Annotated in this window: 23 protein-coding genes, 1 tRNA gene and 1 pseudogene; 9 read left to right on the top strand and 16 right to left on the bottom strand. The window is 50.9% G+C overall.

Going from position 1 to position 25,744, the window contains the following annotated elements:
- Nucleotides 1–523: 523 nt before the first annotated feature.
- The 5 genes and pseudogenes from PMPD1_RS03035 to PMPD1_RS03015 form a co-directional block, all read right to left on the bottom strand.
- Nucleotides 524–1,806, bottom strand: a pseudogene (locus PMPD1_RS03035) (tyrosine-type recombinase/integrase).
- Between the two features lie 321 nt (nt 1,807–2,127).
- The gene (locus tag PMPD1_RS03030; RefSeq protein WP_095104208.1) at nt 2,128–3,849 is read right to left on the bottom strand and encodes an ATP-binding protein; all 1,722 of its coding nucleotides are present in this window, start codon (nt 3,847–3,849) and stop codon (nt 2,128–2,130) included.
- Entirely contained in the window at nt 3,849–5,153 is a 1,305-nt protein-coding gene (locus PMPD1_RS03025; RefSeq protein WP_173632651.1) for an SIR2 family protein, read from the bottom strand. Before PMPD1_RS03025 ends, PMPD1_RS03030 begins: the two co-directional genes overlap by 1 nt.
- Before the next feature lie 165 nt (nt 5,154–5,318).
- The gene (locus PMPD1_RS03020) at nt 5,319–5,642 is read right to left on the bottom strand and encodes a helix-turn-helix domain-containing protein (protein WP_173632650.1); all 324 of its coding nucleotides are present in this window, start codon (nt 5,640–5,642) and stop codon (nt 5,319–5,321) included.
- Complete coding sequence (locus PMPD1_RS03015; RefSeq protein WP_095104212.1) at nt 5,626–5,985, bottom strand: type II toxin-antitoxin system RelE/ParE family toxin; 360 nt, start codon at nt 5,983–5,985, stop codon at nt 5,626–5,628. The genes PMPD1_RS03020 and PMPD1_RS03015 overlap by 17 nt, the downstream gene beginning before the upstream one ends.
- Before the next feature lie 1,000 nt (nt 5,986–6,985).
- On the opposite strand from PMPD1_RS03015, the gene PMPD1_RS03010 reads away from it, so the two are divergent.
- The 4 genes from PMPD1_RS03010 to PMPD1_RS02995 all read left to right on the top strand — a co-directional run bounded on the left by PMPD1_RS03010 (nt 6,986) and on the right by PMPD1_RS02995 (nt 9,737).
- The gene (locus tag PMPD1_RS03010; protein WP_173632649.1) at nt 6,986–7,864 is read left to right on the top strand and encodes an integrase domain-containing protein; all 879 of its coding nucleotides are present in this window, start codon (nt 6,986–6,988) and stop codon (nt 7,862–7,864) included.
- Nucleotides 7,865–7,866: 2 nt separating this feature from the next.
- Nucleotides 7,867–8,088: a helix-turn-helix transcriptional regulator gene (locus PMPD1_RS03005; RefSeq protein ID WP_173632648.1), complete on the top strand. Its 222-nt coding sequence runs from the start codon at nt 7,867–7,869 to the stop codon at nt 8,086–8,088.
- Nucleotides 8,081–9,160: a helicase RepA family protein gene (locus PMPD1_RS03000; RefSeq protein WP_173632647.1), complete on the top strand. Its 1,080-nt coding sequence runs from the start codon at nt 8,081–8,083 to the stop codon at nt 9,158–9,160. The genes PMPD1_RS03005 and PMPD1_RS03000 overlap by 8 nt, the downstream gene beginning before the upstream one ends.
- A 316-nt stretch (nt 9,161–9,476) precedes the next feature.
- Entirely contained in the window at nt 9,477–9,737 is a 261-nt protein-coding gene (locus PMPD1_RS02995; RefSeq protein ID WP_173632646.1) for a helix-turn-helix transcriptional regulator, read from the top strand.
- Between the two features lie 32 nt (nt 9,738–9,769).
- On the opposite strand, the gene PMPD1_RS02990 is transcribed toward PMPD1_RS02995, so the two are convergent.
- Both PMPD1_RS02990 and PMPD1_RS02985 read right to left on the bottom strand, forming a co-directional pair.
- Entirely contained in the window at nt 9,770–10,033 is a 264-nt protein-coding gene (locus PMPD1_RS02990; protein ID WP_173632645.1) for a DUF2442 domain-containing protein, read from the bottom strand.
- Nucleotides 10,002–10,292, bottom strand: coding sequence for a helix-turn-helix domain-containing protein (locus PMPD1_RS02985; protein ID WP_173632644.1), 291 nt, complete (start codon nt 10,290–10,292; stop codon nt 10,002–10,004). The genes PMPD1_RS02990 and PMPD1_RS02985 overlap by 32 nt, the downstream gene beginning before the upstream one ends.
- Before the next feature lie 119 nt (nt 10,293–10,411).
- Here PMPD1_RS02985 and PMPD1_RS02980 point away from each other — a divergent pair, with 119 nt between their 5' ends.
- Nucleotides 10,412–10,666 (top strand): helix-turn-helix transcriptional regulator, encoded by a 255-nt coding sequence (locus PMPD1_RS02980; protein ID WP_173632643.1) that lies wholly within the window; start codon nt 10,412–10,414, stop codon nt 10,664–10,666.
- Between the two features lie 99 nt (nt 10,667–10,765).
- Here PMPD1_RS02980 and PMPD1_RS02975 read toward each other — a convergent pair whose 3' ends face one another.
- From PMPD1_RS02975 to PMPD1_RS02965, 3 genes are all read right to left on the bottom strand, one after another.
- Complete coding sequence (locus PMPD1_RS02975; RefSeq protein WP_173632642.1) at nt 10,766–11,713, bottom strand: hypothetical protein; 948 nt, start codon at nt 11,711–11,713, stop codon at nt 10,766–10,768.
- A gap of 50 nt (nt 11,714–11,763) precedes the next feature.
- On the bottom strand, nt 11,764–13,020 hold the full coding sequence (locus tag PMPD1_RS02970; RefSeq protein WP_173632641.1) for a tyrosine-type recombinase/integrase: 1,257 nt from the start codon (nt 13,018–13,020) through the stop codon (nt 11,764–11,766).
- A gap of 218 nt (nt 13,021–13,238) precedes the next feature.
- A tRNA-Leu gene (locus tag PMPD1_RS02965) sits at nt 13,239–13,323 on the bottom strand.
- A gap of 272 nt (nt 13,324–13,595) precedes the next feature.
- On the opposite strand from PMPD1_RS02965, the gene PMPD1_RS02960 reads away from it, so the two are divergent.
- The 4 genes from PMPD1_RS02960 to PMPD1_RS02945 all read left to right on the top strand — a co-directional run bounded on the left by PMPD1_RS02960 (nt 13,596) and on the right by PMPD1_RS02945 (nt 18,951).
- A complete protein-coding gene (locus PMPD1_RS02960) occupies nt 13,596–15,293 on the top strand; it encodes a DUF4153 domain-containing protein (protein ID WP_173632640.1) in 1,698 nt (565 codons plus the stop codon).
- 149 nt (nt 15,294–15,442) lie between these two features.
- The gene (locus tag PMPD1_RS02955; RefSeq protein ID WP_173632639.1) at nt 15,443–15,958 is read left to right on the top strand and encodes a YjjA family protein; all 516 of its coding nucleotides are present in this window, start codon (nt 15,443–15,445) and stop codon (nt 15,956–15,958) included.
- A gap of 197 nt (nt 15,959–16,155) precedes the next feature.
- A complete protein-coding gene (locus tag PMPD1_RS02950) occupies nt 16,156–17,658 on the top strand; it encodes a helicase HerA-like C-terminal domain-containing protein (RefSeq protein WP_173632638.1) in 1,503 nt (500 codons plus the stop codon).
- A 9-nt stretch (nt 17,659–17,667) separates the two neighbouring features.
- A complete protein-coding gene (locus PMPD1_RS02945) occupies nt 17,668–18,951 on the top strand; it encodes a DUF445 domain-containing protein (RefSeq protein ID WP_173632637.1) in 1,284 nt (427 codons plus the stop codon).
- 128 nt (nt 18,952–19,079) lie between these two features.
- On the opposite strand, the gene PMPD1_RS02940 is transcribed toward PMPD1_RS02945, so the two are convergent.
- Genes PMPD1_RS02940 through PMPD1_RS02915 form a run of 6 tightly spaced genes read right to left on the bottom strand, consistent with a single transcriptional unit; the run spans nt 19,080 to nt 25,736 of the window.
- Nucleotides 19,080–19,835 (bottom strand): SDR family NAD(P)-dependent oxidoreductase, encoded by a 756-nt coding sequence (locus tag PMPD1_RS02940; protein WP_173632636.1) that lies wholly within the window; start codon nt 19,833–19,835, stop codon nt 19,080–19,082.
- Between the two features lie 16 nt (nt 19,836–19,851).
- Nucleotides 19,852–20,946: a glycerol dehydrogenase gene (locus PMPD1_RS02935; RefSeq protein WP_173632635.1), complete on the bottom strand. Its 1,095-nt coding sequence runs from the start codon at nt 20,944–20,946 to the stop codon at nt 19,852–19,854.
- Nucleotides 20,933–21,757 carry an SDR family NAD(P)-dependent oxidoreductase gene (locus PMPD1_RS02930; RefSeq protein ID WP_354292747.1) on the bottom strand — a complete coding sequence of 275 codons (825 nt, stop codon included), beginning with the start codon at nt 21,755–21,757 and terminating at the stop codon, nt 20,933–20,935. Before PMPD1_RS02930 ends, PMPD1_RS02935 begins: the two co-directional genes overlap by 14 nt.
- Entirely contained in the window at nt 21,729–23,228 is a 1,500-nt protein-coding gene (locus PMPD1_RS02925; protein WP_173632634.1) for a xylulokinase, read from the bottom strand. Before PMPD1_RS02925 ends, PMPD1_RS02930 begins: the two co-directional genes overlap by 29 nt.
- Before the next feature lie 16 nt (nt 23,229–23,244).
- Nucleotides 23,245–24,225: an ABC transporter permease gene (locus PMPD1_RS02920; RefSeq protein ID WP_173632633.1), complete on the bottom strand. Its 981-nt coding sequence runs from the start codon at nt 24,223–24,225 to the stop codon at nt 23,245–23,247.
- Complete coding sequence (locus PMPD1_RS02915) at nt 24,225–25,736, bottom strand: sugar ABC transporter ATP-binding protein (RefSeq protein ID WP_173632632.1); 1,512 nt, start codon at nt 25,734–25,736, stop codon at nt 24,225–24,227. Before PMPD1_RS02915 ends, PMPD1_RS02920 begins: the two co-directional genes overlap by 1 nt.
- Nucleotides 25,737–25,744: the final 8 nt, after the last annotated feature.

The raw sequence follows: 25,744 nt of genomic DNA, 5'->3' as shown, positions 1-25,744 counted from the left end.
TCAGTTTTAGAATCCATTTCACAAAATGATACCCGGAACACAAGCTCTCTCAAAGAGATACATGACAAAGAAATGAGTATAAAGATTGAATGATAGTCAACATTCAGCCCGGTAATACCCCCAAAATGGCTTAGTCTCCCTAAAAAATATGATGCCTTAGATTAGTAGTTATCACCTAGAAAACATTTATAGAGACTAACAGTATGTTCGTAACTATATATGCTTTAACTTAATTTCATCTTTAGTATTAAAAGCACTCTTTACGAATATATACGATACTGTAATTATTATATTAAAATAAAAAACCACATCCGCATTGAGAATGGTAGAGATCTAAATACATCCCTGTAAAGAAACCATCTCGCCACAATTAAATGCCATGCTGATGTGGACATAATCAGACATTAACTAGAGAAAGAATAAAGATATGGCACTCTCAACTAGCTTAAAAAGCTAGTTGAGAGTAATATTTATATAAGATATTTTCAATAAAACTATTTAAAAATAGTACTTTTTATCCTAATTAATTATTAACTTTTCCAAAATCAAAAGGACTCACCCCTTTCTCTCGGTTAGCATCCAGATAATCCGCCCACCACTGCAGCATTAGCCTACGCTCCCCCAGATGCTCCGCTTTATGGATGTAAGCCGCTCGCACAGAATTTCGTTCCTGATGACTCATCTGCCGCTCCACCGCATCCCTCGACCACAATCCCGATTCAATCAAAGAACTACACGCCATAGTCCTAAAGCCATGTCCACATACTTCCGTTTTCGTGTCATAGCCCATCACTCGCAAAGCCTTGTTCACCGTATTCTCACTCATCGGCTTACGCGGATCGTGATCGCCAACGAAGATCAGCTCTCGGTTTCCATTCATGCTTTTGATCTTTTCCAAAATAGCGAGAGCTTGTCGCGACAAAGGAACAAGGTGCGGTGTCTTCATCTTTGAGCCGCGCTGAGAGTGTTTAACCCCCTCCAGAGGCTCACGCTCTCCTGGTATCGTCCACATGGCCGTTTCAAAATCCACTTCTGACCAGCGAGCAAAACGCAGTTCACTCGAACGAATGAAGACCAACAAAGTGAGTTCCACTGCCAACCTAGTTAACGGTCTGCCAGAGTAGTGATCAATGCGATGAAGTAGTTCAGGAATGCGATTAAGCTCTAGTGCAGCGCGATGCTGTCTTTTCGCCGTAGCAACTGCACCGGCAATTTCTTGCGCGGGGTTATAGTCGATTATGCCGCTCTGCACAGCAAAGCGCATAATCGCGGTAGTTCGCTGTTGTAAACGGGCGGCAACTTCGAGTCGTCCGGATGATTCCACAGCCTTAATGGGTACTAGCAAATCTCGTGTCTTCAGTTCCGCAATGTTCCGCTTACCGATAGCAGCAAAATGTTCCGCTTACCGATAGCAGCAAAGAGATTATCCTCCAGACTTTTCAATACACGAGCGCTATGCGATGACGACCATTTCTGATTGCTGGCATGCCAGTCTCTGGCAACCACTTCAAACGTTATCGCCTCTTGCTCCTGCTCTACCTTAACGGCTTTCTTGCTCTCACTAGGATCGACGCCATTAGCTAATAGTTTACGGGCCTCATCCCGGCGAGCCCTGGCATCCGCCAGCGAGACTTCGGGGTATTTGCCCAGCGCCAGCATCTTCTCCTTACCACCAAAGCGATAACGAAGCCGCCAGTATTTGGAGCCGTTAGGGTGAACCAGCAAAACCATGCCTTCACCGTCAGTAAGTTTATAGGCTTTTGCTTCAGGCTTAGCCGAACGAACTTTCACATCACTCAGAGCCATGATGAGTATCCTTTCAAGGGTTCTATGTGGGTAGAAACATTATCGAACCGGGATATACCCGCAGTTGTACCCGCATCAGTAAGTTGATGTAGATTGAATCAGGTTGACTTAGGTTGAGTGAAAAAGCGAGGAAAGCCTTGCGGATACTGGATTTCAGGCACAAAAAAAGCCGCTTTAAGCGACTTGGTTTGCATTCCGATGGTGCGAAGGCCGGACTCGTCATTATCATATAATGTACTAATTTTCATGGATTAATTTTAATTAAAAATAAAATGGACCACCAATCTGACCCCCAAAATACCTCGCACCATATAAATTTGATTAATTTTTGCTCCAAATATCTTGAAAACTAGGAGAATCAGATTTTGGAGGATATACCGGTTTTCCTATCTGTATTGTCATAGGGATAGGAAAATCGACGCCAACAAGAGCAATTTCTCCCTGCTTTAAACTGGGTAAAAATGCTGCCGCAGCTCTGTCAATTTCTCCACAAGCCCTTTCAACAACCTCTCTATCTCGATCATTAGTTAATCGATGAACGAGAAGCGTTCCAATTTGACTTAAAACCCCTTCAGTAATATCTCTTGGCCTCTGCGTTGTAAGACATATATTCAGGCCATATTTTCTACCTTCTTTAGCAATCATTTCGAATGCGTCTAACTTTACTGAGTGATCCTCTGAGCCAACTCTTTTACCTAAGAAATTATGGGCCTCATCAACGATAACTAATAATGGCTGCTTTCGAAAGGATTCAGATCTAGCTAACGTAAGCAACTTTCTTCCTATAACATTAGCTAATATCTCACGGGCATAAAACTCATAACTAACATCACTAAGACAAAGACGTAAAACTCTTTTATCTCCATTTAAAAAATCATCAAAAACCTCACCAAGACTACTAAGAGTTTCATCCCCATGAAATACTGACTTTAAAGAAGGTGAGTAAATGACAGCCTGAATTCTAGTAAGAAGTGATGAGCAATAACCAAGATCATTATTAGCCGCCCCCCACGAATCTTGATTATCCCAACAACATTCTTGAATTATTTGTGGTATTATTTTTGTCACATCAAATGGTTGGGATGGATTATCAACCAACTTGGAGTTACCACTAGTGTTTAATGCCCTTCGGTAATCTGTTTTAGGTTGATTTATTTTAATTAAAACCCCATTAGTTGCTATCCTTGGATCAAGTGTAACTAGACGTAAACTTTTGATGGCTTCTTTTAATTTTGGTCCCTGAACCTTACCTGAAGGATCAAACATTGCGATAAAATCTGACTCAACAAAATCAGTTGGAGGTATCCGAAATTCGATAGAATTATTATGAGAATTTAAGGGGTTACCAATATGATAGTGGATGACATTATCTGAATCAAAAGATCTATATTCACTTGTAGCATCTATGATAACTATTTTTGAACCTTTATAATTTGAACATTCTTCTATGATCTTGGATGTTGTCCAGCTTTTACCACCTCCTGTTGCCCCTAAGATAGCACAATGCCTACCAAATAACTTCTCAGGAGTAACTCGAACAAAACTATCTATCCCACCAGAAATCACACCTAAATTAATAGAAATGTTATTATCATCTGCTTCATTAATTCCTTTATTTATTAACTCAGGAATTAGTGAGATAAACTCTAATGGTGCAGAAAAAACTCTATCCCCGAGTCTAGGAAATGATTTTATACCAGACTCTACTTTCAGATCTGATATATCAATAGAACCAAGTAGTTGTATGTAGCCTATTGCATCAATATTATCTTTCCCTGTTGAACGTTCAGAAACCTCATTACGATCTCTTTCAGGTAGTTTCACTTCAATCATCCGACCTAGAATGATTGACTGCTGACCTTCAATTAATAATATTTCACCAACCTCACCTTTACCATATCTATTTCCATGAATATAACTTCCACTTACACTTCCTGCATGAGTCAGATTTACTCTGACCGTCTGAGCTGAAACCGAAGATACAACGCCAACCTTTAGATCACTACGCAGTATTCCTGTAGAAATAAAATCTTGATTTTCCACTATTGTTCTCCCCCTGCTTGCTTTATTGCTTTTGCTAACTGGTCAGCAGGAGTCAATGCTTTTAAGTTAGGTATCAAGCGAACAAAATCCTTAAATGAGGCATTTACGAAAAATATATCATACCCATTCAATGCTAATTCTGAAAAGAGTTTCCAATATTTACTTGAGCCATTCCTCCCATCATTCTCAATGTGTGTCGCGCACTTAAAATCAGCAACAATTAATCTCAGGCTAGGATTTGATTTTATAGCTGAGTAAATAGGTTCTGAAAGATGGTCATCATTAAACCCAAAACCAGAAATCACTAAGCAACTATTTTTGACCCTTAATGAATCAAGAAATCTTGACAACAACTCAAGGTGTGGCTGTATAAATGCTTGCTGATACTTTCCTTTTGCAGGATAAATTAAACATGCAGAACTTGCTGATGGCTCATTATTCTCATATATTCCACCATCACTTCTCGACCAACTAACTGAACCATGTAGTTTATATAACTGAAAAACACCCTCTATAAATTCGTGCTCATTCTCATCCCTTTTTATAACATCATAATTAAAATATTTACCATCGAATTTTCTTTTCCCCGTATATGAAAACCCATCAATTACCATCATACCAAGATCAGATGCAGATGTTTCAAAAGTCATATCATAATTTGTGGTAAAGACTTTTAATCGAGGATCTCTTACTCGACGTCTCGCCATTTTCTGCAATAACATCATATATGATGATAAATTGCTTTTTCCCGTAATTATGAATTTTTGACATTGTTCTAATATTATAGATTTAACTTCATTTAAAAAATCAGACACGATTTTATCGTTATGAAATGCTAAATAAGCATCACATTGTGATAAGAAATGTTCGATATTAGGATATTCTTTTTCAGAATATTTTACTTTATCACATACATTAGAAGCCGTTTCTTTCAGGCAGCCATAATCAACATCATCTTTTTTTGCTGATGGGTTCTTCCACATAGCTTGAACCCACAGATCCCACATGCTTGGACCACCTACCTCCCCTAAAGAAGTACCACTACCGGCAAAGAATGATAAATTTGGTAACTGGAGAGAGCGAAGTAGAATATCATTAAAATAATTTCGGTTATCTTTAATAATGTCCTTATCTGAATCCGTTAGTGGTGCTGAAGGTATAACGTCATCATTATCACCAATCAGGTCTAAGCCAATATCAATTTTCTGATCTCGCCAAAAAATGAATGAGTTATCATCTAACGGCAGCCATTTCTTACTTCCTGGCTTCATGAAAGAGATATATCCATCAGGATTGGTTTCCATCTACTACCCCTTAAATGTATGTGATTTTTTCAGAGTTATTTCACAAAATCAATTGAAAGAAATCAACAAAAACACTTTCAATTAATATATTCAAATATGAATCTATATTTTCATTAAAAATCAATTTAATTACCAAATTATATATAATCATTTTTTGAATACAGATTATACCAACACCTTTAACCCATGCTTCTGCACCACAGTAAGCAGTTTCAGCGATAATCCACTTGGACGCTTTACACCACTTTCCCATTTCTGCACCGTTGACACACTGGTATTCAGATAACTGGCAAAAACCGGTTGGCTGACGTTCAGCTTCTCGCGCAATGCCTTAATCTCAACAGGTTGCAGATCGTCCACGTTATTAAGGCACGCTTTATCAAAGTTGCGCATCGTTTCCTGCGGGATGGCATCAACGCTGAATAATCCAGCAGCCGCGCTGTGGATGGCCTCAAATGCAGGACTCTTGAATTTACTTTTTGCAGTCATGGCAAATCTCCACCAGTTCTTTACTCTTAATCAGTGCCGTAATCTTTTCATCAGCAAGGGCAGCGTAGTGCTTTGCTAACTCGCGGAATCCGGCCAGTTCGCGATTATCAATGTTTGCCATATCCTGCTTGGCATAAAGGAACGTGTAAAACCAGTGCTCTCCACCTTTCGCCAGGATAATGGCGCGATCGCGATTCTGGTTCAGCCGCTTCTTGTAAACTCCCCCGCCGAGGTCGTCAGCCTTACCTTGCATCGCCGCCTCAATAGCCTGGCATAATTCACTATCTTTGATGGCGTGAGATTTAGCCGCCTTGCTGAACCATTTTGTTTTGAATACACGCATCAGGCTGACATCCTGTAACCTTAACTATAGCACCTGGTGCTAGGTTACTCCCTTTTTTCACTGATGCAAAGCACTTGAAGCCAACATGATTTTGCCGTATTTTTAACCACGCATACCCGCTGTCAACGACAGCCAGCCAATGTTTCCAGTATCAGGATGATACGAGTGACCTGTGAGAAACGCCTTCGGGTGGTCACAAGCCAAAGTCATATGGAATGGAGTGTGGTCTGAGACTGACGCCTTCGGGCGACCACAAAGAAAGTTGTCGTAACCTGAAAGACAACTCTGGACGCGGTAAACCTGCTCACCTTTGAAAGCAGGCGTCGTCAACAAAAACGCACCTATGACGTGACGATAAAGGTTCCTTAAACTCAAGAGACGGCTAATAACGAGCGTTTCCTCGCCGATCGGCATTATCTGTAAAGAATGCTGTATTCGGTCTTCTCCTCAGTGAATGAGTTGCTGCAAGCAAGGCAACAGCTTTTGCCTGCGATGACAGCAGTATCATCACCTGCTTAACGACAGGTACATCCCGTACTGACGGGTTTTTTGTACCTCAATTCTGGCACGTATTAAACGCTATTGGCTGCGCCTTGCTATGCCGTCAGGCATCTGCATGCGCCTGCCCTGCTGCGCGCTAATACGTGGCGTCACTTTTTGCGTGTTAACGCATGAAAGTGACGCCACAGCACGAACCAACCTCAGCCTTTGAGGCAGGCAACTTCACTCAACCAGCTATGAATCTGACACACAAGTTCGGGAACCGAACCGACCACTTTTTACAGGAGAGTTGAACCGATACCGAGGCAGGCCAACGGCCTGAGGGGATACCTGCATCGCAGGAGGCTGCACAGAGTGCATTACCGACACCCCACAATACCTCAACTGCTGCCCGCTCTGGCGCACAGGTATCGTTCAGGGCAGTTCAATGTTGATTGTTTCTGCCATTTAGCCCACGCGCCAGAGAAATGCAGCTCGTTGAAATTGAGAGAAGTTCGCTATGAGTAAATTAAGCCGTGAAATGAAGATGCTGGCGAAACAGGTCGGTGGCAGCTTTAAAACTGTCCACGATCGTACCCGCATTATTGACCGATTTTGTCGGCACCTGATCGCACTTAATATCCAGGTTCGTGATATTCAGCATCTGAAAACTAAACATATCGAAAGCTATATTGCCGATCGCCGGGCAACAGGTATCGCTGTTCGTACTCTGCATAACGACATGTCGGCGTTACGCACGGTGTTTCGTCTGGCCGGCAGGGAAAAGCTCGTTACATCAACACGTTTAACGAATAAAGCATTGGGATTAAGCGGAGCAAGTCGTGCAGGGACGAAATTTGCCATCCCGGATGAGCGATTTCAGACCGTATTGCGCAGCGCACGGCAGCATGACCGGGGGCTTACCTGCGCCCTTCAGCTTGCCCGGTTGCTGGGGCTACGCTCACAAGAAGCCGTGCAATGCGCCAGTTCGCTGAAAACATGGGAAAAACAGCTTGAACGCAATCAATCAACGCTCACCATTGTTTTTGGCACTAAAGGCGGCAGACCACGTGCAACGCGGATCATCGACCGTCATGCTATCCAGCAGGCGGTAAAAGAGGCTCTGCTGGTTACTAAAACACGTAATGGCAAGCTAATCGACAAACCAGATTTGAAAACTGCCATGAACTTCTGGCGCTCTCATACTACGCGGTTAGGGCTGACCGGCCACTACTCCCCACATAGCCTGCGCTACGCATGGGCGCAGGATGCCATTCGTTATTACCTGTCACAAGGATTCTCCCGCAGTGAGGCAAGGGCGCTGACGTCAATGGATCTCGGTCACGGCGATAGTCGGGGCCGTTACGTTGAGCGTGTTTACACCAGGAAGGAGGACTGACGATGACAAATTTCAAGCTGTTGCGCTTATCAGAAGTGATGGAAAGAACCGGCTTCAGGAAATCATGGATTTATCTTCTGATTAGCCAGGGCAATTTTCCTCCGGCAGTCAAAATTGGTTCCCGCTCCGTGGCATGGCTGGAAAGCGAAGTGAATGACTGGATTGCTGAACGTATCAGCAAACGCGAGGGAATACAGCAAGCAGGGAAGCGAAACGATGAGTAAATCCGTAACCGATACCGAAGCAGAATTTAAAACCTCGCTTCCTCTGCGTAAAGGTTCTGACGGCTTTGACACCCAACAGGACTATCTGATTAAGGGATATTTGCCAGCCTCGTCCGTTGCCAGCGCTTACGGTGCCAGCGGCTCTTACAAATCCTTCCTGGCAGTATCATGGGGATGCCATATCGCTGCCGGTAAGCCGTGGGCAGGTAAACCGGTCACGCAGGGAGCCGTTATTTATGTTGTTGGTGAAGGTGGGATCGGCGTCCCCCGCCGTATCCGGGCATGGGAACAAACACTTAACGGCGGCAGCCCGATTGATGCGCTTTATCGCATCGATTGCCCGGTATTTCCTGCCAGCCCGGAGAGCGTGCAACAGGTGATACAAGCCGCCAAAGATGTTAAGGCCGCAACCGGTATGCCGATCCGCCTGATCATTCTGGATACCCTCGCCCGCTGCTTCGGCGGCTCAGATGAGAACGCCGCTAAAGACATGGGTGCATTTATTCAGGGATGCGACTATATCAAAGCGGCCACACAGGCTACGGTGTTGATCATTCACCACTCCGGCAAAGATCAGGATAAAGGCGCACGCGGCTCCAGCGCATTCCGGGCGGCGCTGGATGTGGAGTTTAATGTGCGCCGTGAAGGCGACGGTGGTGCATTGATACTCAGTTGCACCAAGATGAAAGATGCCGAAGAGCCGCCACGTCGCGCTTATGACCTGCATTCCGTCGATTTATACGTGGATGATGATGGCGATCGGATCACCTCGCTGGTGCTGAACGATGAAGGCCGTGAGGCCAGGGAAAATGATGTTACCTGCGACCCTGATTTGATCGGCATTTCGCGGCTGACGGAAAATCATTTTGCCCTATGGCAGGCCATTCGTTCGCGCACGGCCAGCGGAGATAGCTGCACCCGCGCATTAGTCAGGGACGATATGAAAGCGATGGGATTTGATGTATCCAAAAAGTTTACCCGCTGGCTGGATAAACTGGAAAAGGATGGTCTGATCACATTGGATGGCGAGCACATTACGCCATTGCCGCATCGCCACAAAATGGGGGATTAAGCGGGGGAAAGTGGGGGCGAACGGATATCTGGTCATCCTGTCCAGGATTTTCCCCCACTTCCCGTCTGTCTATACGCGCAAAGTGGGGGAATGATTTAACCTACTCATAAACAATCATTTTTTGCATAACTATAAAAATTACGTGGGGGAAAGCGTGATCCATCCCCAAATGGGGGGAATGTGGGGGATTATTTGCTAACTTTCCCCCATTAAGAACCGAGCAAACATACAACATCAACAGCTAAGTATTACTTAGTATATTTTTAACAAGCGCAGATGAGAATCGTGACAGGACACGTTAGAAATCAGGATTCTTATGCTACCTCATCGCTTAAAAGCCGCCCGTTTAAAGGCTGGTCTGTCACAAGAAAGGTTGGGGATTCTTGCCGGGATAGATGAAGCGACGGCCAGTGCCCGTATGAATCAATATGAGCGCGGTATACACACGCCGGACTTTGAACTGGCCTGCCGGTTAGCATCTGTTATGAATATTCCCGCCTGCTATTTTTATGCAGTGGAGGACGATCTCGCGGAAATAATACTGGAATATGTGAATACTCGTCAGTCCGGGATCTAACCGATATCTGAATCCATACCGCACATCGTCATTTACCGATTAGTCATATCTCTGATAGCGCCCGCATAAAGCGCCTCAATATTGATATCCTCATCAATATCTTCCCAATGTATACCACCGCCATAGCTAAGGGTGAAATTATCTCTCTGTTTTGCCGTAGCGCGTTCAAGGCGAGGGAAGTTTTTGAGTGGGATATTTAGCCGTGCTTTTCCCTTGACCTGTACATGCAGGTATTCGCTTGAAAAATAAACAGTTACTGTCGATTTATCCAACAATGGATTGCTCATCCTTTTCATTCAATTTTTTCCTTATGCGTATTTTTCTGTCCAGTAGAACACCAGAATCATCAAAATAACGGCTGGGCCAGATTTCCGCAGGATGCACGTCCAGCGCCGTAGCCACAAGCCATTCTCCTTTTGGCCATGGGCGAGAAAGCACATTGGCGAGTGTTGAAGAACTAAGCCCCGCAGAACGCGATAGCGCGGCCAACGTAGTGCCTTTCTTACGTAAGGCGGCGATGATATCTGCCTGATGCCAGTCATGATGTGATGTCATACCTTTCTCCATTAAGATCCCAAGTAACCACACACACCAAATACTAAGTATTACTTAGTATATTTTCAAGACACACAGATGAGAATCGCGGCAAGTTACGCAAAAAAATCAGGATTCTCATGTTACCTCATCGCTTAAAAGCTGCACGTTTAAAGGCTGGCCTGTCACAGGAACGACTGGGAATTCTTGCAGGAGTCGATGAAGCGACAGCGAGTGCCCGCATGAATCAATATGAGCGCGGTGTACACACACCGGACTTTGAACTGGCCTGTCGGTTAGCATCGGTTATGAATATTCCCGCCTGCTATTTTTATGCGGTGGAAGACGATCTGGCGGAAACGATTCTTGATTACTCTAAGGCGAAGAAAAATTAGTCACATAAGAAGTATTAGCTCCAGCCCCCCACAAGAAGGGGCTGGAGCGGTGTAAAGGTAGATGCGCAGGTAATTGATGGATGGTATCTGTAAAATTCTTTATTCTTTAAACCATTTAGGCATCTTTGATTGACTTACAAGAACACGTTTTGATGAGTCTTGGTTTTTATCATCTTTAATACAATTAATTTCTTCAAACCCCCACTTCCCATCACGATTAGAGAAATAGACTGTGTACTTGTCTGTATTAAACCCGAAATAGCGTTCTGTTGAATTACTAATATTTAAAGAACCACATTTTGCATTAGTGTGCCATTCACTACTGGTAGCCCAATCGAGCACGACTACTACAAAATTCTCAGCCCAGCGAGGTACAGAAAACAACAGTAATGATGTTAACATGATGACTCCAAAAATAGTCATCAACTGATGCCCTTTTAATTTATTTGATACTAACAGAAAAATACCGTATGAAACTGGTTGTAAGAACATGAAAAAATAAATAGCAAAAAAAGCAATCTTCCATCCAAACTCAAGCAACGGAGAATCACTTATATCCATATTGCTCATTTGCATAAAATAGCTAGCCGCATATGTACTTGTAATGAAATACAATAAGGATACACCACTGACAAACACAATTTTCAGCTTACTAAAAATAACACTATTTCCACGTTCAAGGTCATAAAAGGTAAAAACACCGCTAATAACGACAAATATAATAAATGCCAGAATAAACCATCTCGCAAACCATACAAGACCAATGTTTAGTAAGAAAAAAGATGATAAAAAGAACAACCAGGCTAGTAATGATAATCCTCCTGAAATTTTCTTGACAAGCTTGTCATTATTAAAATAAACAAAATAATATATTATTCTTCTAAATTCATCCTTTTTATAGAAACAAACAACCACCGTCAAAAAAAGAAACAACAAAATAAATGTTTTTTTAAAAATGAATTCGTGCTTAACAAGAAAAATATTAGTAATTAAAAACACTGATAAAATTATATAAAGAAAATACGTTTTTATCTTTTCGAATAGCATAGCATTTTATCCATAAAATAATTGCAGGTTAAATTATGAGCACATAAAACTCATCCCCTCATAAACTCATACGGCACCACATACCCTTCCCGATTCGCATCAAGATAATCCGCCCACCATTGCAGCATCAGCCGCCGTTCTTCTATATGTTCGGCTTTATGGATATAAGCCGCCCTCACGCCATTGCGCTCCTGGTGGCTCATTTGCCGCTCGACCGCATCCCGCGACCACTGCCCGGACTCAACCAGGGCGCTACAGGCCATCGTGCGGAAACCATGCCCGCACAGTTCGGTAGTGGTGTCATATCCCATAACCCGCAGCGCATTATTGACGGTGTTTTCACTCATCGGTTTAGTCGGACGACGATCGCCGGGGAATATCAGCTCGTGGCCACCGCTGATGGCCTTAATCTCTTTCAGCAAAGCCAAACCCTGACGGGATAACGGCACTAAGTGCTCAGTGCGCATTTTGGCCCCGCGCTGAGAATGTTTTACCCCGGGGATCGCTTCACGTTCAGCCGGAATCGTCCACATAGCGCGTTTAAAATCGATTTCAGTCCAGCGGGCAAAACGTAGTTCACTGGAGCGGATAAAAACGCACAGAGTGAACTTTAAGGCCAGTGTGGTTAACGCTCGCCCTTTATAACCGTCAATCCTTGCCAGAAAATCCGGCAGCTTATCCAGCTTCAACGCCGGACGATGAGTTGCCTTCGGCGGCGCTATTGCCCCGGAGAGATCCTGAGCAGGATTGCGCTCTATCAGATCGTTCTGCACCGCATAGCGCATAATATCGGTCACCCGCTGGCGTAGCCGTGACGCTAAATCGAGATGTCCGTTTTGCTCCACGGCTTTCAGTGGTTCCAGTAAATCTTTGGTTTTCAGATCCGCAATGTGGCGATGCCCTATCGCTGGCAATATATTGCGCTCCATATCGCGCCATACCCGTCCGGCATGGGTTTCTGACCAGCGGTTTTGGCTGATGTTTCGGTGCCAGTCTCTCGCGACCTTCTCAAAGGTAATCAGCGCGGCCTGCGCTTCTTCCTTTTCCCCTTCCCGTTTTTCTGCCGGGTTGATGCCATCGGCAAGCAGCAACCGCACCTCGTCACGTTTCTCTCTGGCCTTCGCCAGCGAGATCAGCGGATAGGCACCGAAAGCAATCCGGCTCTCCTTACCTGCAAAGCGGTACTTGAGATACCAGCGCTTAGAGCCGCCAGGGCTTATCAACAGGTACAGACCATGTGCATCCGCGAGTTTGTAAGCTTTCTCGCGAGTCTTTGCGGTTCGGGCTACAACGTCTGTCAGGGCCATAATTGGGGGTCAACTCTTAATCGAAGTGAACTGACCCTCATCTTGACCCCCAAATCATCCGGATGTCAATGGACGAAAAAAGACCAGTGTGGATATAACAGGTAAATCAGAGAATGGGCAGATAAGTAAAAATCATTTATTTAACAATTAAGTATGGATGTTAATGGAAGATTATGGACATAAAAAAAGCCACCCGAAGGTGACTGATTTTTCCACAATGGTGCCGAAGGCCGGACTCGAACCGGCACGTATTTCTACGGTTGATTTTGAATCAACTGCGTCTACCGATTTCGCCACTTCGGCACGAAGAGGTATGCGGAAAACGTTGGGGATTATACCGTTACCGCCACCCGGCGCAACCTTAATCCGTGGGTTGATGCGCTGAATGCTGAAAAAATCGTCTTTTTGCTACCTAAAGCCGGTTCTTCCCTCCCGCTAACCGTCCATAACGCCGTCTAGCCGCTGGAAAAATAGCCAATGTCAACCTGTCAGGCTATTATCCGGGATGGCGGCTGGGGCGATGTTGCGTCTTTTCAGCCAGTTGCAGGTTTCTGCTTATCGCAAAGGATTGTTGTATGCTGCTACCCTCTGTACTTCCCTCCACGACACGGTGGGGAATCTTATTCATCGGCCTGTTAACCGGCGCGCTGTGGGCCGCGTTGCTGCAATTGCCAACCGGGGCCGCGTGCGTGGTCTATCCATTGGTGCTGGCGAGCGGTTTTACCAGCGTACTGGCATTTACCGTCACGCGTTTTCTTACCGCCGCGCCGTGGTTGTTGGCGCTGAGCGTGACGCCTTTTCTGGCATTAATCACCGGCTGGCTGCGCTGGAATTTTGCCGGGCAGCATGCGGACGAGTTTCCGGTCGAGTTGGTATCGATAATTTTCTTCTGGCTGTTTTTACTGATGCCGTTTTTACAAGCGCGTGCGCTTAACGAACGCGGCGTTAGCCCGGTAATCGCGTCACTGTGGCGTAATACCTTTACCGTGGCGGCAACCGCGTTGTTAACCGGCTTATTCTGGTTGATTTTGCTGTTCTGGAGTCGGCTGTTTGCGTTGATTGAAATCCGCTGGTTTGAGTGGTTGTTTTTCGATAACGCGATCTTCCCACCCATCGCCAGCGGTCTCGCCATCGCGGCGGGGATTGTGCTGTGTCGCGGGCTGCCGGCCGCCAGCGAGGTGTTTCGTCGCTTTGTCACCCTGTTAGCCAGTGCGGTATTGCCGCTGCATGCGGCGATTTCGTTGCTGTTTCTCGCCTTTCTGCCGTTTACCGGCCTAACCATTATCCCTCATAGCGTCTCTGCCACCTTCTTATTAAGCGCGATGGCGTTAGTGATGATGGTAATGAGCGCGGTGGTCAGTTCACCCGGCGCGCGAGCACTGAACTATCCCGGTTGGCTAAACAATATGGTGATGCTGGCGCAGCTATTAACGCCGCTGTTTGCGTTGCTGGCAGCCTATGCGCTGTGGCTGCGCGTGGCGCAGTATGGCTGGACGCCAGAGCGTATTGATGCCGCGGTGGTGGTAGTAATTGCCCTGCTCTGGTCGTTCGGCGTCGCCTGGCTGCGCTGCCGTCGTGCCGCCGCGCGTATCGATGCATTGAGCGTGGTGATACTGGGGCTGATGGCGTTGCTGTGGTTGTTATTGCACAGTCCGGCGATCGATCCGTATCGCATCACGGTGAAACAGCAGCTTGCGCGTTTCGAGGCTGGCGCGGCGCGGGCGGATGGCGGCGACCTGTATCTGTTTAGCCGTGCCGGTCGGCGTGGGCATCAGGCATTGCTGGCACTGCAGGCGCATCCGCAGTGGCTGGAGGATCCGCAGCTCACGCGCGGTATGTTGGCGCAGTTGCTATCGGGTAATGACCGTCTTAATCCGCCAGATCTGGATGGCGCCACGTTACGTCAACGCATTACCCTGCGAGCCGATAGCCCGCCGCCGCCGGAGAGTTGGTGGCAAAGTATCAGCGGCGATAATAGCTATTTGGTGCGAACCTGCGTAGTGGCGTCCTCATCCTGCATGGCATGGGCGATGGACCTGAATAATGATGGCCAGGTCGAGGTGTTGTTGTATGACCGCGATCAGCACGCGGTACATATCTTCACACAGCAACACGATCAATGGCGGCAGATCGGGCAAATCACACCCGATAACGATGGCGCAGGGTTTGACCGTGCTATTCGTCACGGCCCGCTCAGCACCGTCGAGAAGCCGTGGCGCGATGTGCAGCTCAATGGTCGGCGTTATCCGGTGCAATATTATGGGGTCGATTAGCCGGGCTATTTTTGCGGACAATTCTCAAAGTGCGGCGGAATCCTTAAGCCAAATTAATTTATCGGAACTCTCACCGCGAATAAGAGTCCGAAAAGCTGGAATATCAGGTACATCGCGGTTGATGTAGCTGGATGAACATGAGGTTAACAATGAAACAGACAGTTCAACGGATGGTAATGGTGCTGGGCGTCGCCTCGGCGCTGGCGGCGGGTTCTGCAATGGCGGCAAGCTGGCAAGATCAGCTCAGCAGTGCGGCATCACAGTTGACTCAGGACAAAGGCAGTTCAGGCGCGGCGGCGGGGTCATCACAAGGTGGGCTGTCGCTCTCTTCGCTTACTGGCTTGCTGAACGGCGGCGATAAAGCCGTCAGTTCAAATAATATGTCTAACGCCGCCGGGATTATGCAGTACTGCGTGCAGCATAACGTGGTCGATAACGGCGCCGCGTCGGTGAAAGATAAAGTGATGGATAAGCTGGGCCTCGCCAGCCAAACCGAGCAGGCTAAGCAGACCGATTATCAGCAAGGCCTGGCCGGTTTGTTGAATACCGGCAACGGCCAACCGTTGGATCTGAAAAGCCTGAGCAACACCCCGCTCGGCGAGAAAGTGAAAACCAAAGCCTGTGACGTCGTGCTGAAGCAGGGCAAAGCGTTCCTCGCGGGCTAACCCCTCGTATACTGAAATGTTTATTGTGTACCGGTCAGTGAGTTATCGCTGGCCGGTTTTGTTATGCGCTGCCGGCGGCAGGCTAAACCGCGTGCCGGTTGCTATGATGTAAACAGAATTTAACCCCGGTCGCCGCCTGGTGGCGACCGCCGATATTGATGCGCGTCGCGCGCGAAAGACGAAATGGACCGTAACCGATGACTACACCGCTGATTATTGCCCAAACCACTGAGCAACAGCTCGCAATCCTGCCCGGTATGGCTAACCGCCACGGATTAATTACCGGCGCCACCGGTACCGGTAAAACCGTTACGCTGCAAAAGCTGGCGGAATCGTTCTCCTCCATCGGTGTGCCGGTGTTTATGGCCGATGTGAAAGGGGATTTAACCGGTGTTGCCAAAGCAGGCGTCAGTTCAGAAAAACTGCAGGCGCGGCTAGCGGCGATTGGCGTGACCGACTGGGCGCCGCAAGATAATCCGGTGGTGTTATGGGATATTTTTGGGCAGAAAGGGCATCCGGTACGGGCCACGGTGTCCGATCTTGGCCCGCTGTTACTGGCGCGTCTGCTGAATTTAAATGAGGTGCAGTCGGGCGTGCTGCAAATTATTTTTCGTATCGCCGACGATCAGGGGCTATTACTGCTGGATTTTAAAGATCTGCGCGCAATGACGCAGTATATCGGCGATAACGCCAAATCGTTCCAGACGCAGTACGGCAACATTAACAGCGCGTCGGTCGGCGCTATTCAGCGTGGATTACTGTCGCTTGCGCAGGAAGGCGCGGAGTATTTCTTCGGCGAGCCGATGCTGGATATTAAAGACTGGATGCGTACCGATGAACAAGGGCGCGGCGTGATTAATATTTTGGCGGCGGAAAAGCTGTATCAAATGCCGAAACTGTACGCCACCAGCCTATTGTGGCTGCTCTCCGAGTTATATGAACAGTTACCGGAAGCCGGTGATTTAGAGAAGCCGAAGCTGGTGTTCTTTTTCGATGAGGCGCACCTGCTGTTTAGCGACGCGCCGCAGGTGCTGCTGGATAAAATAGAGCAGGTGATTCGTCTTATCCGTTCAAAAGGCGTCGGGGTCTGGTTCGTTTCGCAGAACCCCGCCGATATTCCGGATAACGTATTGGGCCAGTTGGGCAACCGTGTCCAACACGCGCTGCGCGCCTTCACGCCGAAAGATCAGAAGGCGGTGAAAACTGCCGCGCAAACCATGCGTGCGAATCCGGCGTTTGATACTGTCGCCGCCATTCAGGCGCTAGGCACCGGCGAAGCGCTACTCTCATTCCTCGATGAGAAAGGTAGCCCGTCGATGGTGGAACGCGCCATGGTGATTGCGCCCGGTTCGCGTATGGGGCCGGTCACTGACGATGAGCGTAACGGTTTGATCAATCACTCGCCGCTGTACGGGAAATATGATGAAGCGGTCGATCGTGAATCGGCCTATGAAATGCTGCAAAAAGGGGTGCAAAACGCCAGCGTGCAGGAGAACGCGCCGCCCGCCAAAGGGCAATCGGTCGCGGTAGAGGATGGCGTGTTAGGCGGCCTGAAGGAGATTTTATTTGGTCGCACCGGCCCGCGCGGCGGCAAGCATGATGGCGTGGTACAAACCATGGCGAAAACCGCCACTCGTCAAATCACCAATCAGATTATTCGTGGTGTATTGGGCAGCATCCTCGGCGGCAGAAAACGCTAAACTGACGGAATGGATAAAGAAGCCGAACTAAAACGCGTCAAACGTCTTGCGCTGCTGCTGCTGTGCCTGGCGGCTGGCGCGTTTATCATTACCCTCTTTCTGGCGCCGAACTTTTGGATCAACGGCGTGAAAGCCATCGCCGAAGCCTCCATGGTTGGCGCACTGGCCGATTGGTTCGCGGTGGTGGCGCTATTCCGCCGCGTGCCGGTACCGTTTATTTCCCGCCACACGGCCATTATCCCGCGCAATAAAGATCGCATTGGCGATAATCTCGGGCGTTTTGTGCAGGAAAAATTTCTTGATACCCAATCGCTGCTGGCGCTGATCCGCCGTCACGATCCGGCGCAGATGATTGCCGGTTGGCTCAGCGCGCCGGAGAATGCGCAGCGGCTTGGGCGCCATTTACTGCAGGTGATGCGCGGGTTTCTCGACTTAACCGATGATGCGCGTATCCAGCAATTTATCCGGCGCGCGGCGCATAAAGCGATTGATAAGGTTGACCTTTCGCAGTCGAGCGCGTTGGTGCTGGAAAGCCTGACGCGTAATAACCGTCATCAGGCGCTGCTGGATGCGGCGATCGAGCAGTTGTTGCGCCTGATGAATAAGCCGGAGTCACGGGCGTTTATCGCCGGGCAAGTGGTGCGTTGGCTGAAGCGGGAGCATCCGTTAAAAGCCAAAGTGTTACCGACCGAATGGCTTGGCGAACATAGCGCGGAGTTGGTTTCCGGCGCGGTGAATAGTTTGCTGGATGAGGTGGTGCAGGATCGCAATCATGAAATTCGCCAGGGCTTTAATCGCGCGGTTGAACGGCTGATTGTGCGGCTGAAAACCGATCCGCAACTGGCCGATCGCGCCGAGACGTTAAAAAGCTGGCTGAAGGATGATGAATCGCTTAATCGCTATATTGGCGAGTTGTGGGGGGAGTTACGTAACTGGCTGAAGGTCGATTTAAGCAGCGAGAACTCCGCGGTGCAGCAACGCATTACCGAAGCGGGCCAGTGGCTGGGCGAGACGCTGGAACACGATCACGCGTTGCGCGCCTCGTTGAATCAGCATATGGAGCAGGCCGCCAGCACCGTCGCGCCCGATTTCGCGGCATTTTTAACCCGTCATATTAGCGATACGGTGAAAAGTTGGGATGCGCGTGATATGTCGCGGCAGATTGAGGTGAATATCGGTAAGGATCTGCAATTTATCCGCATCAACGGGACGTTGGTCGGCGGGACCATTGGGTTGGTGTTGTATTTGTTGTCGCAGTTGCCGGTATTGGTCGCGTGGTGGGCACCGTTATAGTCGTCAGCTATGCGCTCCGTTGAGCGATCTTTTAAAAGCAACGGCGTCTCTCTCGCCTCCGAACGAGCAAGTTAAGGGCCATCGAGTGGCCCTTAACCATCCGCGCTTACAGTAGGCGCTCTGCCCCGCTACATCCCACTCACATAACCGCCATCCACCGGCAGCGTCACGCCGGTGATATAACGCGCCGCATCGCTAGACAAAAAGATAACCGCGCCAACCAAATCCTCCGCCTCGCCCCAGCGCTTCAATGCGGTGCGCTGGCGGATATGCTCTGCCGCCGTCGGGTCATCCCACAGCGGGCGTGTCATTTCGGTACGATGATAACCGGGCGCGACGGCATTCACCCGCACGCCCTGCGGGCCGTAGCGATGCGCCAGCGCGCGAGTAAGTCCCACCACGCCGCTTTTGCTGGCGCAATAAGCCGGTACGCTGGCATCGGCCAGATAGCTCAGCATCGAAGCGACGTTGACCACACTACCGCGACGCGCGCTCAGCGCTGGTAGCGCGGCACTGGTCAAACGCATCACGCTCGTCAGGTTGGTGTCCATCACCTGCTGAAACACCGCCTCTTGATACTCCTGCTCCGGGCGCGCGATTCCCGCCGCGTTAACCAACAGATCTAACTGCGGTAGGCTGGCGAACAGCGCGTCAACCTGCTGCGTATTGCCGACATCCAGTTGGCGAAAATCAATCCGTTGCGCATCATCGCTATCGCGCAGCGCCGCTAATTTGGCAGCGGAACTGCCGGTGGCGATAGTGGTGGCACCCAGTTGGCTAAACCCACGCGCAATCTCCAGGCCAATACCGCTGGTGCCGCCGGAAACTACCACCGTGCGGCGATGAAACAGGTCGTGACGAAAATCGGCTAAAAAGTCATGCATATCTGGCTCCCGAAACTCAGCGTAAAGTGTCCAACACCGCCACCACCCGCTCAACCGAGATCGGGAAGGGTTCGTTATAGATAATCTCGCCCTGACGGCAGGCGCGTTCGGCAATCTGCCGCAGTTGCGCCTCGTCGGGATCGGTAATCCCCAACTGCGCCAGTGAGGTCGGTAAGCCAACGCGCTGGCAGAAATCGAACACCTGTTGCCATACCGCCTCCGGCGCTTGTTGCAGCCGCAGTTCAGCCAGGACCCCGAGCGCGACTTTTTCGCCGTGCAGGTAGTCATGGGTGGCATGCAACTCGCACAGCCCGTGATGGATCGCGTGTGCCGCCGCCACCCCGCCGGATTCAAAGCCTAACCCGCTGAGCAAAATATTGGCCTCAACAATACGTTCCAACGCCTCACCGGCCTGCTGTTGTCGGCACTGTTCCAGCGCCGCCGCGCCAAACTCAAACAACGTATCACGGCACTGACGCGCCAGCGCCCAAGCCACCGGCAGCCCGTGAACGCCAAACGGATTCTTCGCGTGGCTTAAACGGCAGGCCTCCGCCTCGTAGAAGGTTGCCAACGCATCGCCCATGCCCGCCACCAGGAAACGCGGCGGCGCCTGCGCGATCAGCGCGGTATCGACCAACACCAAGTCGGGATTACGCGGCAGAAACAGGTCATACGCCACGCTGCCGTCCGGGTTATAGATCACCGCCAACGCGCTACAGGGCGCATCGGATGCGGCGATGGTCGGCACAATAATGCTGGCGCAGGATTGATGCCACGCCACCGCTTTGGCGGTATCCAGCGTTTTCCCGCCGCCCAATCCCACCACCACGTCGACATCGGCATCGCGCGCGATTTGTCGCAGCCGCGCAATCTCCGCTTCGGTGCAATCGCCACCGTGTTGTTCAAGGGCAATGTGGTCCAGGTTCTGGCATGCAGCGCGGATCCGTTCGACATAACGCGCATAAATACCGCGATCAACAATCAGCAGCACACGCTGTCCGAACAGCGCCGCCTCCTCGCCCAAACGCGCCAAACTGCCCGCCCCTTGTAAGTAGCGCCCCGGAAACCGTGCGCCTTGAATTGTTGCGTTTACCGCGTTACCAACAGACATAGCCACCATCCGCTAACACAATTGAACCGGTCATTAGGCTGGCCGCTTCGCTGGCCAGGAAGAGCACTACCGACGCCACCTCATCCGGGCGCCCAAGCCGCTGCATCGGCGTGCCGCCGATCCAGTGACGATGCATCTCGGGATCTTCATTGACGTAGGAGGTCATTTCGGTGGCGATATAGGTTGGCGCCACCGCGTTCACCCGTACACCGCGCCCGGCCCACTCGGCAGCCAGCGAACGGGTTAAGTGATGAACCGCCGCTTTAGAAGCGTTGTATTGCGACTGCTCCTGTGGGCGATTAACGATATAGCCGGACATTGAACCGATGTTGACCACCGTGCCGCTCCCCGCCGCCAGCATCGGTTTGCCGAACGCGCGACAGCACCAGAACACGCCGTTCAGGTTCACGTCGATCACTTTCAGCCAATCACTGTCGCTCATGGTTTCCGCGGGCTCGCAGATCGAGATACCGGCGTTATTAACCAAAATATCAATGCGCCCATACTGTTCCGCCATTGCGGCGCTGAGTTGCTCAACCTGTTGCGGCTGAGTCACATCCAGCACATAGCTATCAACCGCATACCCTTTGTCGCGCAACCCGGCGGCAGCCTGCTCAATACGTTGCTGATTAATATCGGTTATCGCTAGCCGCGCGCCCGCTTCGCCCAACGCCTCGGCAATCGCGAGGCCGATACCGCGCCCGGCTCCGGTAATCACCGCCAGCTTGCCGCTTAAATCAAACTTTTCCAGATACATAGTGCCCTCTTGAATGTCTACGCGCTTACAGCCCGAGGCTGTCCAGTTCGTCATATAACGCCTGACTATTGAAATAGATACGGTTAAACACCGGCTGCATTCGCTGGTATATCGCTTGCCACGCCGGGTCGGGATAAACCTCATCGCCGTAGCGAACAAACTGTTCCGCCGCCTGCTGTGGGCTGGCGAAGTGACCAACCGCCGCCGCTGCTAACGCCGCGCAGCCAACCACGCTGCACTCCGGCTCTTGCGGCACCACCAGCGGAATGCCGTAGACGCTGGCTTTGATTTTTAGCCACAGCGCCGATTTTGCGCCGCCGCCGGAGGCGACCACTCGCTCCAGACGCTGCCCGGACGCCTGCTCCATGATGTTGATATGGCGTGCCGCCGCGAACGCGACGCCCTCTAGTACCGCGCGATGCAGATGCGCCAGCCGGTGGTTGGCCGCAAGGCCAAAGAACTGCGCGCGCGCATTGCGATGGGCGCCCAACCGTTCCCCGGCCAGATAAGGCAGAAAAAACAGCCCTTGCGATCCGGCGGGCGCCTCGGCGGCGCACTGGCTGATATCGGCATAACTGAGGGTGTTATCGTGAAAGGCGCGGCGCGCCCAGCGCATGCCGTCGCCGCCGGTTTCCAGCAACACAAACGGCCCCCAGTCGCCAACACAGGTCGCCACGTTGGAGATTTCCGCATCCAGCAACGGCTGCGGCGCAATGGCGGTGATAATGCACGAGGTGCCGGTACTGTCGGAAACCAGACCGGGCCGGGTCACGCCGGAACCCAGTAATGCCATCGGATAGTCGCCACCGCCTACTAACACTGGCGTACCGGCGCGCAGGCCGGTTTGTTGCGCCACCGCCGGTAACAGTTCGCCCAGTATTTCGTGTGCGTCGCGGATTGGCGGCAACATGGCCGCGTTCAACCCAAGCCGATCGAGCATCGACTGTGACCACTGCCCGCTGGAAGGGTCCATCATAAAACTACAAGACGCTTCGGTGCGGTCTTGGGAGAGTTCGCCGGTCAGCCGGAAATTGATGTAATCCTTCGGCATCAGCACGGCAGCGGTTTTCGCCAGCGCCTGCGGCTGGTTATCACGCAGCCACTGCAATTTAAAACCAGGCCAGGCAGGCGTTGCCGGGTTACCGCTATGCGCTAAATAGTCGCTCGTGGCATAGCGTTGTTCAAAAGCCCGTACCTGCGGCGCGCTGCGTTTATCGTTCCACAACATTACCGTCGGGCTGGCCAGTTGCCCGTCCTCATCTAACAGCACAGTGCCATGCATCTGCCCGCAGGCACAAATTGCGGCAATACGCTCACGCGCGTCGGGATAGCGGGTCAGTACGGTGCGGATGCTTTCCACCACCCCTTGCCACCACGCCAACGGCGACTGTTCCGACCAGCCATATTGCGGGACCATCTGCTCCTGCTCACGGCTGGCGATAGTCAGCAGTTGGCCCGCGCCATCAACCAATGCGGCGCGAACGCTGCCGGTGCCGACATCAATCGCCAGATAGAGATCTTTCATTCTCTTCCCCTCGCGTTTAGCGTTTCAGCCAGCCGGTGCCTTTTTGCAACAGCATGGCAATCACGATAATTACCCCCATGCAGACCTGTTGGTGATAGCCGGGAACGTTAATCAGGTTCATGATGTTGCCGATGACGCCGAACACCAGCACACCCAGCAAGGTGTTAAATACCCCACCGCGCCCGCCCGCCAGACTAGCGCCGCCAATCACAACGGCAGCAATCACATCCAACTCGGCACCCACGCCGACGGTCGCCGACCCCACGCCTGAGCGGCTGGTGATAATCACGCCCGCCAGTGCCGCCAGCGCGCCGGAAATGGCGTACACCGCCAGCACATAACGCGCCACCGGAATGCCGGAGAGATGTACCGCTTCCTCATTGGAGCCAATGGCTTTTACCAACCGCCCGAAGCGCGTCATATTGAGCAACACCGCAGCGGCGGCGAAGATGACCAGCATTAATAACACCGGCAGCGGAATGCCAAACCAAGCGGTGGTGCCGAACGCGGTGATCGCATCGCCCTGCTCGCCCATCATGATCGGCTGGCCGTTAGAGATGATCAGCGCAATCCCGCGCGCCACCGCCATCATCGCCAGCGTCATTACAAACGGTTGCAGGCGCAGGTAAGCTACCAGAAAGCCGCTAATCGCCCCGCAGACCACGCCGGTCAGTAGCACTGCGGCGATCGAGGCGCCCGCGCTGTATTGCGAAACCACAATGGCCGACATCACGCTGCCGAGCGCGGCAATCGATCCAACCGACAAATCAATGCCACGCGTCAAAATCACCAACAGCATGCCAACCGCCATAATGCCGGTGCCGGAGACCTGGCGTAGCACGTTCATAATGTTGCGTTCGCTAAAGAAAGAGGAGGAGAGCGAGGCGGCGCAGATCACCAGCACTAAAAAGATAATCGTGGTGCCGTAGCGGCGAAAAAACTCACCGGCGTCAAACTTGTTTTTGCGCGCCGTGGCGTTAACTGAAAGGGAGCTCATCAGGCATTCTCCGCATGTGAAAGTGAGGGATGATTCATCATCGCCATGGAAAGTAGGTTTTCTTCTGAATAGTCGTCCGGCCAAAGTTCACCGCAGATGGCGCCTTCCGACATCACCAGCACCCGATCGCACAGGCCAAACAGTTCATGGTGTTCAGAGGAGATAACAATTACCGCCAGCCCTTGTTCGGAAAGCTGCTCAATCAATTGGTAAATTTCGCGTTTCGCGCCAACGTCAACGCCGCGTGTCGGCTCATCCAAAATGATCAGTTGGCCGCCGTGGTTAAACCATTTCGCCAGCACCACCTTTTGCTGGTTGCCGCCGGAAAGTGAGGAGACTGGCGCATCGATACCGGCGCTTTTCAAACGCATCTGTTGCGCCAGTTTCTCGACCACCTGCCGCTCGCGCCCCGGCTGAATAAAACCGAGCGGCGCCACCACGCCCGTCGCATTCGCCATGGTGATATTGGCCTTAATCGCCATATCCAATACCACGCCCTGCCCTTTACGGTCTTCCGGAACCAGCGCGATACCGGCGTTGACCGCCTGGCGTGGCGAACTAATGCGGATTTTGTTGCCGTTCAGGAACATGTCGCCGCTATCGCACCGGTCGGCGCCGAAAATCAGCCGCGCCACTTCGGTGCGCCCGGAGCCTACCAGCCCGCCGAGGCCCAACACTTCGCCAGCCTTGACGCTAAAACTGACGTTCCGCACTTTATTGCGCGCCGTCAGGCGATGTACGCGTAGCACTTCGCGCCCTGCCTCACGGGTTTTCCGTTCGCCGAACAGTTGGTCGACCGGCCGCCCTACCATCAGACGGATCACTTCACCGATTGGGCACTCCTGCGGGGTTTTCGTCGCGACCCACTGCCCATCCTTCAGCACCGTCATCCGATCGGCAATGCGATACACTTCATCCAGCCGGTGCGAGATATACACAATCGCCACTCCGGTACTGCGCAGGTCGCCGATTATCTCCAGTAACCGATCCGCATCCTGCGTGGACAACACGGCGGTGGGCTCATCAAAAACAATCACTCGTGCGTGCTGCGACAACGCGCGGGCGATTTCTACCACTTGTTGGTGCGCCACGCTCAGGCTGCCAACCACCGCGGCGGGATCGATATCAAACCCTAAACGCCGCAGAATATTTGCCGCCCGGGCGCGTAGCTTCGGCCAAGAGATAAACCCCGGCAGCGCGTGCAAAAAAATGTTTTCCGCCACCGTCAGCTCCGGCGCCAACGCCATCTCCTGGTGGATAAGCGTGATGCCGCGCGCCATTGCGTCACGCGGGCCTTTAATCTGAATACGCTCGCCGTTATCGAGGATTTCGCCGCTATCGGGTGTAATTTCGCCGCCAAGCACGCGCATCAACGTCGATTTCCCGGCACCGTTTTCCCCCAGTAAGGCATGCACTTCTCCGGCGGCTAGCCGCAGTTGCGCCTTATCCAGCGCATGAATACCGCCAAAGGCTTTGGTGATGTCACGCAGCTCAATCAATGACTGAACCATATGAAACT

Origin of the sequence: Paramixta manurensis, from assembly GCF_013285385.1 — a bacterium.
GTDB classification, from domain to species: domain Bacteria; phylum Pseudomonadota; class Gammaproteobacteria; order Enterobacterales; family Enterobacteriaceae; genus Paramixta; species Paramixta manurensis.
Note: the sequence above shows the minus strand (reverse complement) of the source record. Positions and strands in the feature narration are given on the sequence as shown.